The organism is Pseudomonas wuhanensis, from assembly GCF_030687395.1.
In the GTDB taxonomy this organism is placed as follows: Bacteria; Pseudomonadota; Gammaproteobacteria; order Pseudomonadales; family Pseudomonadaceae; genus Aquipseudomonas; species Aquipseudomonas wuhanensis.
On record NZ_CP117430.1, the window covers coordinates 4,078,090 to 4,092,531 of the forward strand.

Below are 14,442 nucleotides of genomic sequence, written 5' to 3' on the forward strand. Positions count from 1 at the left end.
ATCGGCATTTAAAATATCGTATACGAAATACCAAAACGAACCGGAGGCAACAATGAGCAAGCGCATTAACTGGAGTGGCGTCTTCCCCGCGGTGACCACTCAATTCAACGATGACTTCTCCATCAACCTGGAAAAAACTCACCAGGTGATTTCCAACGTGATCCGTGACGGCGTATCGGGCCTGGTGGTGTGTGGTTCGGTGGGGGAAAACACCTCATTGACCGCCGAAGAAAAAATCGCCGTGACCGAAGTTGCGGTCGATGCCTCTCGCGGTCGCGTGCCGGTGATTTGCGGTGTGGCCGAATTCACCAGCGTGCAAGCGGCCAAGGTGGCCAACGCGGTGCGCAGGGTCGGCGTCGACGGCGTGATGCTGATGCCGGCGCTGGTCTACGGTTCCAAGCCGTTCGAGACCGCCGAGCACTACCGCTACGTGGCGAAGAACGCCGACGTACCGCTGATGGTTTACAACAACCCGCCGATCTACAAAAACGACGTCACCCCGGACATCCTGATTTCCCTGGCCGACTGCGACAACGTGGTGTGCTTCAAGGATTCCTCCGGCGATACCCGCCGTTTCATCGACGTGCGCAATGAAGTCGGCGACCGTTTCGTGCTGTTCGCAGGTCTCGACGACGTGGTGCTGGAAAGCATCGCTGTGGGCGCCGAGGGCTGGGTCTCGGGCATGTCCAACGTGTTCCCCAAAGAAGGCGAGACCATCTTCCGCCTGGCCAAGGCCGGTCGCTTTGCCGAAGCCATGCCGATCTACGAATGGCTGATGCCGATCCTGCACCTCGATGCCCGTGCCGACCTGGTGCAGTGCATCAAACTCTGCGAAGCCATCGCCGGTCGCGGCAGCGCGTTGACCCGTCCGCCACGCCTGGCACTGCCGCAAGCGGATCGGGAGTTCGTCGAGCAGATCATGGCCAAGGCCATGGCCAATCGTCCGGAGTTGCCGGACGTCGGTCTCTGAGTGATTGCCGGGCGGATCCTTGCGGGTCCGGCCCGGCTGCCTGTTTTTGCGCCTCTACAGGAAACGCCAGCATGTCCAATCCTCACAGCACGTCCAGCGCAACCACCCCCTCGGGACTCAAACGCGTAGTGGCCGCCGCCATGGCCGGCACTGTCGCCGAGTGGTACGAATTTTTTCTCTACGGCACAGCCTCCGCACTGGTCTTCGGCCAGTTGTTCTTCCGCCAGACTGACAGTCCGATTGACGGCATCATCGCCGCCTTCGCCCTGTACGCGGTCGGCTTTCTCGCCCGCCCATTGGGCGGTCTGGTGTTCGGTCACTACGGTGACAAATTCGGCCGCAAGCGCCTGCTGCAATTGAGCCTGGTGGTGGTCGGCATCACCACGTTCCTGATGGGTTGCCTGCCCGGCTTCGACAGCATCGGCTATGCCGCGCCGGTGTTGTTGGTGCTGCTGCGCCTGATCCAGGGCTTTGCCTTCGGTGGCGAATGGGGGGGCGCGATTCTGCTGGTGTCCGAACACTGCCCGGACAACCGTCGTGGCTTCTGGGCCAGTTGGCCGCAAGCCGGGGTGCCGGCCGGCAACCTGGTGGCCACCGTCGCACTGTTGCTGTTGTCGTCGAACCTGTCGGAGGAACAATTTCTCGCCTGGGGCTGGCGCGTGGCGTTCTGGTTCTCGGCGGTGGTGGTGCTGATCGGCTACTGGATTCGCACCAGCGTCGATGACGCGCCGATCTTCAAAGAAGCCCAGGCCCGTCAGGCGCAGACCAAGCAGCAACAGCTGGGCGTGGTCGAAGTGCTGCGTCATCACTGGCGTGCCGTGCTGGTCGGCATCGGTGCACGCTTTGCCGAGAACATCCTCTATTACACCGTGGTCACTTTTTCGATCACCTACCTGAAACTGGTGGTGCATAAGGACACCTCGGAAATTCTACTGCTGATGTTCGGCGCGCACTTGGTGCACTTCTTCCTGATTCCGTTGATGGGGTATCTGTCGGATATCGTCGGGCGCAAACCGATCTACCTGACCGGCGCGATGCTCACCGCATTCTGGGGCTTTGTCGGTTTCCCGATGATGGACACCGGCAATAACTGGCTGATCATGGCGGCGATCATTCTGGGCCTGGCCATCGAGTCGATGACCTATGCGCCCTACTCGGCACTGATGGCCGAAATGTTCCCGACCCACGTGCGCTACACCGCACTCTCACTGTGCTATCAGGTGGCGCCGATCTTCGCCGGCTCCCTGGCCCCGCTGATCGCCATCACGCTGCTCAACAAATATCACAGCTCGACACCCATCGCCTGGTACCTGGTGGGCGCCGCGCTGATTTCCATCGTTGCCGTCGGCCTGACCCGGGAAACCCGTGGCAAGTCGTTGCACCAGGTGGATGCCGAGTCCGCTGCGCGTATTGCTGCGCTGGATAGCGCCGCGCCGGCCACACGCCGGGGTGATTCACTGGCCTGAGCCTTGTACCTGTCACACCTCACTCTGTGGCGAGGGAGCTTGCTCCCGCTCGAGTGCGCAGCACTCGCAAAATAGGCAATTGTTGCCGCTATTTTGGGGCCGCTACGCAGCCCAACGCGAGCAAGCTCGCTCGCCACAAAACAGCGCACGACTCAGCACCTTGATTGACCTGCAAAGGTTCTGCCTCACTTTTTTCGACAGGAGTTTTCCATGCCCGAGATCATCGGCCACAACTACATCGGCGGTGCCCGCGGCGCCGCTGGCAATATCACTCTGCACAGCCATGACGCCAGCACCGGCGAAGCGCTGCCCTTCTCTTTCATGCAAGCCACCGCTGAGGAAGTGGACGCCGCCGCCCAAGCCGCTGCTGCCGCTTACCCGGCCTTTCGCAACTTGCCGGCAACTCGCCGTGCAGAATTTCTTGAGGCCATCGCCGCGCAACTGGATGCGCTGGATGATGAATTCGTCGCTCTGATAACCCGCGAAACCGCCCTGCCGACCGGACGCATTCAAGGTGAACGCAACCGTACCAGCAATCAAATGCGCCTGTTCGCTCAGGTGCTGCGCCGGGGCGATTTCTATGGTGCGCGCATCGATCGCGCCTTGCCCGAACGTCAGCCACTGCCACGGGTCGACCTGCGCCAATACCGGATCGGCGTCGGGCCGGTGGCGGTGTTCGGCGCCAGTAATTTCCCGCTGGCCTTTTCCACTGCCGGCGGTGACACCGCTGCTGCCCTGGCCGCCGGTTGCCCGGTGGTGTTCAAGGCCCACAGCGGACACATGGCGACCGCCGAATGCGTGGCCGATGCAATCCTGCGCGCGGCCGAGCAAACCGACATGCCCAAAGGCGTGTTCAACATGATCTACGGTGCAGGCGTCGGTGAAGCGCTGGTCAAGCATCCGGCGATCCAGGCCGTCGGTTTCACCGGCTCTCTGAAAGGCGGTCGCGCCCTCTGTGACATGGCCGCCGCACGACCACAACCGATCCCGGTGTTCGCCGAAATGAGCAGCATCAATCCGGTACTGGTTTTGCCCGAAGCCTTGCAAGTACGCGGCGAGAAAATCGCCGGTGAACTGGTGGCGTCGGTGGTCCAGGGTTGCGGTCAGTTCTGTACCAATCCGGGATTGGTGATCGGTATTCGCTCACCCCACTTCAGCGCTTTCACCGCGCGGCTCAGTACGTTGATGGCCGAACAACCGGCGCAAACCATGCTCAATGCCGGCACCCTCGGCAGCTACCAAAAAGGCGTGCAGGCGTTGCTCGACCATCCGGGAATAATCCGCCTGGCGGGCCAGGATCAACACGGCAATCAGGCGCAGCCGCAACTGTTCAAGGCCGACGTCAGTCTGCTGCTCAAGGGTGATCCGCTGTTGCAGGAAGAAGTGTTCGGCCCGACCACCCTCGTCGTCGAAGTGGCCGACAAGGCCGAGTTGCGACAAGCGCTGAACAGTTTGCACGGTCAACTCACCGCCACGTTGATTGGCGAAGCACAGGACCTGAAGGAACACGCCGATCTGCTGGTGCTGCTGGAACAAAAGGTCGGCCGGGTGCTGTTCAACGGCTATCCCACCGGGGTCGAAGTCTGCGATGCCATGGTGCATGGCGGGCCCTATCCGGCGACCTCCGACGCCCGTGGCACTTCGGTCGGCAGCCTGGCCATCGAACGCTTCCTGCGCCCGGTGTGCTATCAGAACTGCCCGGATGCCTTGCTGCCCGACGCCCTGAAAAACGCCAATCCGCTGGGCATTGCGCGACTGGTTGATGGCGACAGCCACCGCGAGCCGGTCTGACAACACAACCTCCTGTGGGAGCGAGGCTTGCCCGCGAAGAACGATGACGCGTACTACCTGAAAAACCGCGGCGCATTCTTCGCGGGCAAGCCTCGCTCCAGGATTTTCATCGCATTCAAGCCAGCAGTGCTTTCAGGTCGTTGTACAGCGCCTCGGGAATCTGCACGCCCTCCACCACACTGCGTGCCCGCGCCGCATAACGCCGTTGCGATGGCAAGCGTGCACCCTGTCCCTCAATGCCCTGAAACAACACCTCGGCCCGAGCCAAATGTTCCTCGGTGGCTTCCCCCAGAAAACGCCGCGGATCCAGCGCAATGATCAACTCGCCATGGTACGGCGACGACTTGCTGCCCGCGTCATAGGCCAACGACTCGGCACTGGTCAAATCACCGATCAAAGGCCCGGCGATCAGCTCCACCATCGCCGCCAGCGCCGAGCCCTTGTGCCCACCGAACGTCAGCATCGCGCCGCTGTCGAGCACCACATTGGCATCGGTGCTCGGCCGACCCTCAGCGTCCACGCCCCAACCCTCGGGAATCGCCTTGCCGGCACGTCGATGCAACTCGATATCACCACGGGCGATCGCACTGGTGGCGAAGTCGAACACAAACGGATCCCGCCCCGCGCGCGGCCAGCCAAAGGCAATGGGATTGGTGCCGAACACCGGCACGCGTCCCCCGGCCGGCGCCACCCAGGCATGGCTCGGATTACACGCCAGCGCCACCATCCCGGCGGCGGTCAACTGCTCGATCTCCACCCACAGCGCGGAGAAATGCACACAGTGATTGATCGCCAACGCCGCAATCCCGTTGGCCCGGGTTTTCTCCTCCAGCAACGGCAGACCCGCCTGGAACGCCAACTGCGAGAAACCACCGCCAGCATCCACTCGCACAATCGACGGCGCCTGGTCGATCACCTGCGGCTCGGCATCGGCCGACACCTTGCCGGCCCGCAGGGAATTCACGCAGCCCAGAATCCGGTACAAACCGTGGGAGGCACAGCCATCGCGCTCGCCGGCGATCACCGTCGCCGCCACCGCTTGCGCGTGGGCCAGATTAAAACCGTTGTGCAACAGGATCGATTCGGCCAACTCGCGGGCTTCGATCAGGGTCAGTCGGATCATGCTCATCTCCTTGGACAGACCATCCAGACTGGTCCATTCCAAGGCTCACGGCTTGATCGCTTTAGGTCGGGTTGATGACGAATTCGGCATATCGTTGAAACGGTCGACGGCGTGTTGCCAGGCCACTCGTCGGGCGACGCAACGCGACCGATTGACATCGATGGGTCTCTGCGCAATTATTATTACATCGCATACGATACAAACGTATGCGATACACAAATCACACCTTTCAAAACGTTGAGGATCCACCCCATGAGCAAGATCGAAAAAGTCCTGATGACCGGCAAAACTCACACCACCGTTAGCGCCGCTGGCAACACTTCGCGTGGTCATAACGGCAGCCTCGACATTACGCTGTCGTCGCCTGGCAGTGCGAAACCGGCGCACGTGTTCGCCGCTATTCAGCCACACCCGACTGCCGAGCAACTGTTCGCCGGCGCATGGTCGGCCTGTTACACCGCCGCCGTCGGGCTCGTGGCCAATGACATGAACGTGGTGCTGCCGTCTGATCTGTCCGTCGACATCGAAGTCGATCTGGGTCAGACCGGTCCAGCGTACTTCCTCCAGGCTCGGTTGACTCTGCGTGTACCGGGTCTGGCGCATGACATCGCGACGACGCTGGCGCATACCGCAGATCAAATTTGCCCGTACTCGAAAGCGACGCGGGGTAACATCGACGTGGCCCTGAACGTCCTCACGGCATGACGCACCGCGCGGCGTTGATGCGCCATATATATCGCATGCGCTTTAAGCGCATGAGAATCAAAACGTTGAGGACTCAACCATGAGCAAAATCGAAAAAGTCCTGATGACAGGCAAAACCCACACGACGTTCAGCGACGCTGGCAACTCTTCCCGTGGTCTCGACATCCAGCTCTCATCGCCTGGAAACGCGAAACTGGCGCACGACTTCAAAGCCATTGCACCGCACCCAACCGCAGAGCAGCTGTTCGCCGGCGCATGGTCGGCTTGCTACACCGCCGCAGTCGAGCTTGCGGCCAAAAATATGAAGGTGACGCTTCCGCCCGATATGTCCGTCGATATTGAAGTCGATCTGGGCCAGACCGGTCCGGCCTACTTCCTCCAGGCGCGGCTGAATCTGCGCGTGCCGGGCTTGGCGCAAGACGTCGCGACGGAGCTCGCGCACGCCGCCGACCAAATCTGCCCGTACTCGAAGGCGACGCGAGGCAATATCGATGTGGCCATAAACGCCCTCACCTCATGATTCACCGCATGGCCGGTTCGATGTTGCTGTCGAACCGGCCACCGCCGACAATCAGAGCTGTTCCGATACAATCGTATACGCGGTATATTTTGCCTTTGCGAGCCTTCAACTTTGGCCAACGAGGAAGCACATGAAACCCACCGACAAGACGGCTCCCGCCAAGCTCTCCGACTTTCTGTGTTTTGCGGTATATTCCACGAACCTGGCCTTCGGCAAGGCCTACAAGCCGATACTCGAGCAGCTGGGGCTCACCTATACGCAATACATCACCATCGTTGCGCTATGGGAGGAAGACCATCAAACCGTGGGCAGCCTGGGCGAGAAGCTGTTTCTTGAATCGAACACGCTCACACCAATCCTGAAGAAGCTGGAAGCGATGGGCTATCTACAGAGGCAGCGTGATCCCGAGGACGAGCGGCAGGTGCGGATCAGTCTGACGAAGAGTGGTCGACAGTTGCGCGAAGGCCGTCCCGAAATGGGCCTCTCCGACGCAACTGGCCTGACACCGGAGGAGTTCATGCAGTTGCAGAACGCGGTTGTGAAGCTGCGCAACAATCTCATCAAATCGACGAAGGCCGGGGAATGAGTGTCTACTGATCGATTTTCGGGCATGAAAAAGCCCAACCTTTTCCGATTGGGCTAGACATTGAATCACAGGGTCGGGACGGCGCGATTTGAACACTCGCCCCTGGTACCCCATCTTCTTTTTCACCCCAATTCGCTTTCCCGGATCAGCTTCTTATTTATCTTCCCGACGCTGGTTTTAGGAATCTGGGCGACGAATTTGAACTGCTTGGGGATCGCCCATTTGTTGATGCGGCCACGCTCGACAAACCCTTGCAGGTGCGCCTCCAGGATCTTGCGGTCGAGATACTGCCCCGGCTCGCACACCACCAGCGCCATCGGCCGCTCACCCCATTGTTCATCGGCGATGCCCACGACTGCGACCGACATCACCGCTGCGTGTTCGCTGATCAGGCTTTCCAGTTCCAGAGAGCTGATCCACTCCCCGCCCGTCTTGATGACATCCTTGATTCGATCTTTGATTTGCACTCCTCCCAAGGCATCGATAGAGGCCAAATCACCGGTGTGCATCCAGCCGTCGTGCCAAAGCTCGGCACCCTTTTCGGGCGCCTTCAAATAGCCTTGGGTCAGCCAAGGTGCGCGCACCACGATCTCGCCCAGAGATTCGCCGTCATGGGCAACGTCATTGCCATTGGCATCGATGATTTTCAGGTCGACCATCGGCACCGGCGTGCCCGTCTTGATGCGGGTGGCCAGTTGGGCTTGCGTGGATTGTTCGAGGTCTTCATCACGCAGGTACGTCAGGCACAGCAATGGGCAGGTTTCCGACATGCCGTAACCGCTGTAAACCTGAATACCTTTGGCGCTCGCTTCGCTGGCAATGCCCAGTGTCAGTGCGCTGCCACCCAAGAGCATTTTCCAGCCATCGAAACGGGTCTGTGCCGCTTCCTCACAGCTCAGGACCATTTGCAGAATGGTCGGCACGCAGTGGGAAAACGTAACCTTCTCCTGACGATACAGCCTGACTAGGCTGTTGGGTTCGTAGCGGCCGGGGTACACCTGCTTGAGCCCCATCAGAGTGGCGACATAAGGCACACCCCATGCGTGCACATGAAACATCGGGGTGATGGGCATATACACATCATCGGAACGCAGCAACGGCAAGCCTTGATAGACGCCCAAAGTGCCCACGGCATTCAAGGTGTGCAAGACCAATTGGCGGTGGGTGAAATACACGCCTTTAGGGTCGCCAGTGGTGCCCGTGGTGTAGAAAAGGGTCGCCACCGAGTTTTCATCGAAGTCGGGAAAGTCGTATTGGTCTGCGGCCTCGGACAACAGGTTTTCATATTCCCCCAGCACCGGTAGAGACGTATCGTTTGCTGTGTCGTCCGTGAGTTGCAGGTAACCTTTGACGGTTTCAAGTCGCCCGTGAATCTGTTCAACCAGCGGCAGAAAATCATCATGCACCAGCACCAGGTCGTCCTCGGCATGGTTCATGGTGAAGAGCACCTGATCCGGCGAAAGACGGATGTTCACGGTGTGCAGCACCGCGCCGATCATCGGTACGGCAAAGAAGCATTCCAGATAGCGATGGCTGTCCCAGTCGAGCATGGCCACGGTATCCCCGGCCTTGACGCCGGCAGCGGTCAAGGCGTTGGCCAGCCTGCGGATCCGCTGGTTGAGGGTCTGGTAGCTGTAGCGCAGTTTGTCGGCGTAGACGATTTCCCGGCCCGGTTCGTAACGCACGCCGGACAACAACAATTGCTTGATCAGCAAGGGATAGGCATAGGCGCCATCGGCGGGCGGAATTATTTTTGTCGCCATCATGGTTGAGGTTCCCGGTCCTATTTACGTGGGCTCAGAATTGCGCCGCGTCCAGTTGATAGAGGCATTCGCTGCCAGCCTTGGCCGACGCGCTCAGCGAGTGGATGCGCGGCAGCAGGCGGGCGAAGTAGAAACGTGCAGTGCCAAGCTTGCTGGCGTAGAAGTCATCCTCGGCCTGTTTGCCCATGGCCGCTTTGGCCATCAGTGCCCACATGTAGGCATAGGCGGTGTAGCCGAACACCTGCAAATACTCGACCGAAGCGGCGCCGATTTCGTTGGGGTTGTTCATGGCCCGATCCAGCAACCACGCAGTCAGTTCGTCGAGGGTGTCCACGGCGGCGTTCAATGGCCTGCAGAACTCGTTGAGGTCGGCACTCGCGTTAGCCGTGAAGTTGCGAATTTCGGCAGCGAACAAGCGGTAGAGCGCCCCGCCGCTGCCGACGATTTTACGCCCCGCCAGGTCCAGTGACTGAATGCCGTTGGTGCCTTCGTAGATCTGCGTGATGCGCACATCGCGAACCAACTGCTCCTGGCCCCATTCGCGGATGTAACCATGGCCGCCGAAGATCTGCTGGCCATGCACCGTGGTTTCCAGCCCCATGTCGGTGAGGAACGCCTTGGCCACCGGGGTCAGCAGCGACACCAGTTCCTGGGCGCGGCTGCGGGTTGCCGCGTCATCGCTGTACTTGGCGATGTCCAGTTGCAGCGCCACGTAGCTGGAGAACGCCCGCCCACCTTCGTTCAAGGCCTTCATGGTCAATAGCATCCGCCGTACATCCGGATGCACGATGATCGGATCGGCTGACTTGTCCTTGTGCTGCGCGCCCGTCGGCGAACGGCTCTGCATACGGTCACGGGCGTATGCGACCGCGTTCTGGTACGAACGCTCACCCAACGCCAGACCCTGGATACCCACACCCAGACGTTCGTAGTTCATCATGGTGAACATCGCCGCCAACCCCTTGTTCGGCGCATCGACGATCCAGCCGGTAGCGCCATCAAAGTTCATCACGCAGGTCGCGGACGCCTTGATGCCCATCTTGTGCTCGATGGAACCGCAGGACAGCGCGTTGCGTTCACCCAGCGAGCCGTCGGCATTCACCAGCACCTTGGGCACCAGGAACAGTGAAATGCCCTTGGGACCGGCGGGTGCATCCGGCAGTCTGGCCAGCACCAGGTGAATGATGTTTTCGGTCAGGTCGTGCTCGCCGCCGGTGATGAAAATTTTGCTGCCGCTGATCTTGAAACTGCCGTCGGCCTGAGGTTCGGCTCGGGTGCGAATCAGGCCCAAGTCAGTGCCGGCATGCGCCTCGGTCAGGCACATTGAACCGGTCCAGGTGCCGGCATACATGTTCGGCAGATAGCGTTCCTTGAGTTCCTGACTGGCGTGGGCATTGATCGACAGGCACGCACCGGCGGTCAGCATCGGGTACAAGCCGAACGACAGACTCGCCGAGTTGACCATCTCTTCGACCTGAGCCGAAATGGCCTTGGGCATGCCCATGCCACCGAACCGCGGATCACCGCCAACACCCACCCAACCGCCTTCGGCGAATGCCTGGTAGGCCGCGACAAATCCGTCTGGAGACTGGACCGCGCCGTTGCTCCAGGTGCAGCCCTGCTCGTCGCTGCTGCGATTCAGCGGTGCGATAACTTCGCCACTGATTTTGCCGGCCTCTTCAAGAATTGCGGCGGCCGTTTCTTCATCGATCACCTCGGCCAGGCCAGGCAATCTGGCCCAGAGCCGGGACACCTCGAAGACCTCGTTGAGTACGAAGCGCATGTCGCGCAAGGGAGCTTTGTAATCAGACATAGTTGGCTTACTCAGAAGTGGTCAGGGCATGCGGCATGTCCTGACGTTGGGATGCACCGGTCTCACCGGTTTGCGCCACTTGGGCTTGTGGAACCGGGTGACGCAGCAAGAAGTACGACAGGGCTGGAATCAGGATCAGCGCGCCGAGCATGTTCCACAGGAACATGAAGGTCAGCAGGATGCCCATGTCGGCCTGGAACTTGATCGGTGACCAGACCCAGCACACCACGCCCGCCGCCAGAGTGATGCCCACCAGGCCCACCACCCGACCGGTAAACGACACGGCGTTGCGGTAAGCCTGACTCAGCGGCAGGCCCTGGCGCTGGTAATGCAACTGCACGCTGAGCAGGTACAACGCGTAGTCCACGCCGATGCCCACGCCCAACGCGATCACCGGCAGAGTCGCGACCTTCACGCCAATGCCCATGGCCACCATCAACGCCTCGCAAAGGATCGAAGTCAGCACCAGCGGCAACAGGGCGACCAGGGTCGCGCGCCAGCTGCGGAAGGTGATCAGGCAGAACAACGTCACCGCCGCATAGACGTAAAGCAGCATGGTGCGATTGGCCTCGCGCACCACAATATTGGTCGCCGCCTCAATCCCGGCCGACCCGGCCGCGAGCAGGAACTGGCGATCTTCGCTGTTGTTCTCCCGGGCGAATTTTTCGGCGATGCCCACCACCGCATCCAGGGTCTCGGCCTTGTGGTCCTTGAGGAAGGTGATCACCGGCATCAACGAACAATCGGTGTTGAACAACTCCGGGGAATTGACCGAGGCTTGCTGCGCGGCGTAGTTCAGCACGTCCTGATTGCGCTGGATGCTGTTGAGCTTGGGGTTGCCTTCATAGGTGCCGGCGGTGATTTGGCGCACCGCGTTGACCAACGAAGCCGTCGCCTGCACCCCCGAATACTGCTGCAGTTCCCAGGCCAGACGGTCGGCGAGAACCAGCGTCTTGTAGTTCAAGCAGCCTTCCGGCGCGGTCTTGATCATCACCGCGAACAGGTCGCTGGACAGCGCGTAGTGGCTGGTGATGTAGGCGTTGTCACGGTTATAGCGAGAGTCGGCACGCAACTCTGGTGCGCCACTTTCCAGATCGCCGATCTTCAGCTGCAAGCTGACCATGAAGCCGCCGATGCCCATCAGTACCGCGACCAATACCGCCCCCGTGGCCCATTTGGCCGTGGTGAAGCGGTCAAGCAAGTCCCACAGTTTGCCGAAGCCTTTGTGCCCTTCTGCGCGCGTATCGATTTTCAGCGCACGCTCGGCTGCCTTGGTGCCGACGCCGACATAAGACAGCGCCACCGGCATCAGCAACAGCGAGGTGAAGATCAGCACCGCCACACCGATACTGGCGGTGATCGCCAAGTCGCGGATCACCGGAATGTCGATCAGCATCAGCACCGCGAACCCGACAGCGTCGGCCAACAGCGCAGTGACGCCGGCAATGAACAGACGGCGGAAGGTGTAGCGTGCGGCGATCAATCTGTGGGTGCCACGCGCGATGTCTTGCATGATGCCGTTCATCTTCTGCGCCGCGTGGGACACCCCGATGGCGAAAATCAGGAAAGGCACCAGTACCGAGTATGGATCGATGGCATAACCCAGCCAGGCGACGATGCCAAGTTGCCAGACCACCGCGATCAGCGAGCAGCCGACCACCAGCAAGGTGCTGCGCACGCATCTGGTATAGGCGTAAATGATGATCAGCGAAGTGACGACGGCCAGGCCGAAGAACATCATCACCTGGATCAGGCCGTCAATCAGGTCGCCCATCAGTTTGGCGAAACCGATCACCCGGACTTTGTACTGGCCCTTGCCCTCCTCCCCGGCCTTGCGCGCAGCACTGCTACCTGCGAACTCGATCTTGTCGCGCAACTGCTCCTCGAGCATCTGCGAAAAGGCGTGGTAGTCGATGCGCTGACCGCTGGCCGTGGCTTTGTCCAGCAGCGGCACGATGAGCATGCTCGACTTGTAGTCGCTAGCCACCAGACTGCCGACGATTCCGGCGCGGGAAATGTTCTGGCGCAGCTGTTCTATTTGCTCGGGTTTGCCCTCGTAGGTATCGGGCATCACCGGGCCACCCTGGAAACCTTCCTCGGTGACTTCGGTCCAGCGCACCGCCGGGCTCCACAACGACTTCATCCAGGCGCGGTCGACGCCCTCGGTGACGAACAACTGATCGTTGACCTGTTTGAGTACGTCCAGGTAAGCGGGGTCGAAAATATCGCCCTGAGTGTTCTCCACCACCACCCGTACCGAGTTACCCAAACCACGCAGCGACTGACGGTTTTCCAGGAAATTCTGGATGTACGGTTGGCTCTGCGGAATCATCTTTTCAAAGCTGGGGCGCAGCTCCAGGCGAGTTGCGGCCATGTAGCCCAACACCACGGTGGCCAGCGCCATCAGCAGCATGAACAGCGGGCGATAGTTGAACACCCACCGCTCCAGCCGATTGCCGGAATGGCGGTCGAAATCCCGCAGATCGCGGATCACCGGCATGGTTTCTTGTTTGGTATGGCCCATGTCTGGGTTCTCGCTCTAAGGGTTCGAGGGCTTATTCAACGGACAGCGTCCGTGCACCACGGCTGCCAACCACCACCAGCACACCGTCGGCGGACTGAGTGGCGCCGGTCACCGGTGTCGGTGCCCGTTGCTGAACCAGATGCAATTGCGTGCCTGTGCCCTGGCTGACCAGCATCTGCCCGCCCTGGGTGAACAAGCGGTAGTTGCCACGGCCATCGACGAGGCCGGCGGTGATGCTGACGTGCAGGCCATTCTTCAGCGGGGTCCAGCTGAAACCGCCATCGGTGCTGCGCAGCACATTGCCGCGCAAGCCGTAGACGAGCGCTTCGCCGGGCTTGCCGAGCACACCGAAAAAACTGCCCTGATAGGGTGTCTGCACGGCGGCGAACCGCTGTTGGGTGTCATCCCATTTCAGCAACAAGCCTTGCTCGCCGGCGATGTACAGCGCATCGCCAGTGGAGGCGATGGCGTTGAGGTGAAAGCCCTGCGGGTTGTCGGTGCGATCCTGAAACGGTGTCCAGCTCTGGCCGCCGTCTTCGGTGCGCAGGATCAAGTTGAACACCCCGACCACATAGCCGAGGCGGTCGTTTTCGAACCAGACATCAAGCAAGGGTTTGTCGGCGCCCTGCGCCATCAGGCGCTCACCCTCGGCGACCAGCAATGGCCATTGTTCGTTGCCAGGTTCTGCACGGGCCAACGCTTGGTAATGCTTGACCAGCAAGGCGCCGATCTCGCGGCCGTCCAGTTGCTTGCGCCAGGTCGCACCCGCGTCACTGCTGTGCAATACCACACCGTCGCCGCCCACCGCCCAGCCTTGGGTGGCGGAAGGAAAACTCACGGCATTGAGGTCGGCACTGACCGGCACCGCTGCCTGCTGCCAGTGTTTGCCGGCATCATCGGAATACAGAATGTGGCCACGCTGCCCGACTGCGACCAAACGCTCGCCGGCGCGGGCCATGCCGGATAACGGGCTGTTGACGGCCAGGGCGCTGACCCTGGCCGGCAGATCCAGCACGTCGACATAACCGGACGCCTGGCTCAGGCCCTGCAACATTGCAAGCAGAGCGCCGAGCGCCAGCCGCAGATTTTTTTTGTACGAACACATACCGCGTCCTCTTCGGATAACCGCGCCGGGACACACGTCCGTGTGCCTGACGTTCCAACCTGGGCGTGCGAAACGA

General features: G+C 60.8%; 11 protein-coding genes. 6 read left to right on the top strand and 5 right to left on the bottom strand.

Features of this window, described 5'->3' with window-relative positions:
* Positions 1 to 52 precede the first annotated feature (52 nt).
* The 3 genes from PSH88_RS18670 (at position 53) to PSH88_RS18680 (ending at position 4,227) form a co-directional block, all read left to right on the top strand.
* Positions 53 to 970, top strand: a complete 918-nt coding sequence (locus PSH88_RS18670; protein ID WP_018928306.1) for a dihydrodipicolinate synthase family protein — start codon at positions 53 to 55, stop codon at positions 968 to 970.
* Positions 971 to 1,041: 71 nt separating this feature from the next.
* The gene (gene abaF, locus PSH88_RS18675; protein WP_305421999.1) at positions 1,042 to 2,436 is read left to right on the top strand and encodes a fosfomycin efflux MFS transporter AbaF; all 1,395 of its coding nucleotides are present in this window, start codon (positions 1,042 to 1,044) and stop codon (positions 2,434 to 2,436) included.
* A 210-nt stretch (positions 2,437 to 2,646) separates the two neighbouring features.
* Positions 2,647 to 4,227, top strand: coding sequence for an aldehyde dehydrogenase (NADP(+)) (locus tag PSH88_RS18680; protein WP_305422000.1), 1,581 nt, complete (start codon positions 2,647 to 2,649; stop codon positions 4,225 to 4,227).
* A gap of 115 nt (positions 4,228 to 4,342) precedes the next feature.
* Here the strand turns inward: PSH88_RS18680 and PSH88_RS18685 are convergent, their stop codons facing one another.
* Positions 4,343 to 5,350, bottom strand: a complete 1,008-nt coding sequence (locus tag PSH88_RS18685; protein ID WP_305422001.1) for an Ldh family oxidoreductase — start codon at positions 5,348 to 5,350, stop codon at positions 4,343 to 4,345.
* 252 nt (positions 5,351 to 5,602) lie between these two features.
* Here PSH88_RS18685 and PSH88_RS18690 point away from each other — a divergent pair, with 252 nt between their 5' ends.
* From PSH88_RS18690 to PSH88_RS18700, 3 genes are all read left to right on the top strand, one after another.
* Entirely contained in the window at positions 5,603 to 6,055 is a 453-nt protein-coding gene (locus PSH88_RS18690; protein WP_305422003.1) for an Ohr family peroxiredoxin, read from the top strand.
* Between the two features lie 79 nt (positions 6,056 to 6,134).
* Positions 6,135 to 6,575, top strand: coding sequence for an Ohr family peroxiredoxin (locus PSH88_RS18695; protein ID WP_305422004.1), 441 nt, complete (start codon positions 6,135 to 6,137; stop codon positions 6,573 to 6,575).
* Between the two features lie 130 nt (positions 6,576 to 6,705).
* The gene (locus tag PSH88_RS18700; RefSeq protein ID WP_305422005.1) at positions 6,706 to 7,161 is read left to right on the top strand and encodes a MarR family winged helix-turn-helix transcriptional regulator; all 456 of its coding nucleotides are present in this window, start codon (positions 6,706 to 6,708) and stop codon (positions 7,159 to 7,161) included.
* Positions 7,162 to 7,283: 122 nt separating this feature from the next.
* Here the strand turns inward: PSH88_RS18700 and PSH88_RS18705 are convergent, their stop codons facing one another.
* The 4 genes from PSH88_RS18705 to PSH88_RS18720 are packed head-to-tail and all read right to left on the bottom strand — an operon-like array spanning position 7,284 to position 14,366.
* Positions 7,284 to 8,927: a fatty acid--CoA ligase gene (locus PSH88_RS18705; RefSeq protein WP_305422006.1), complete on the bottom strand. Its 1,644-nt coding sequence runs from the start codon at positions 8,925 to 8,927 to the stop codon at positions 7,284 to 7,286.
* A gap of 31 nt (positions 8,928 to 8,958) precedes the next feature.
* Positions 8,959 to 10,737, bottom strand: a complete 1,779-nt coding sequence (locus tag PSH88_RS18710; protein ID WP_305422007.1) for an acyl-CoA dehydrogenase C-terminal domain-containing protein — start codon at positions 10,735 to 10,737, stop codon at positions 8,959 to 8,961.
* A 7-nt stretch (positions 10,738 to 10,744) separates the two neighbouring features.
* Positions 10,745 to 13,261 (bottom strand): efflux RND transporter permease subunit, encoded by a 2,517-nt coding sequence (locus tag PSH88_RS18715; protein WP_305422008.1) that lies wholly within the window; start codon positions 13,259 to 13,261, stop codon positions 10,745 to 10,747.
* Positions 13,262 to 13,292: 31 nt separating this feature from the next.
* Positions 13,293 to 14,366 carry a WD40/YVTN/BNR-like repeat-containing protein gene (locus tag PSH88_RS18720; RefSeq protein WP_305422009.1) on the bottom strand — a complete coding sequence of 358 codons (1,074 nt, stop codon included), beginning with the start codon at positions 14,364 to 14,366 and terminating at the stop codon, positions 13,293 to 13,295.
* Positions 14,367 to 14,442 lie beyond the last annotated feature (76 nt).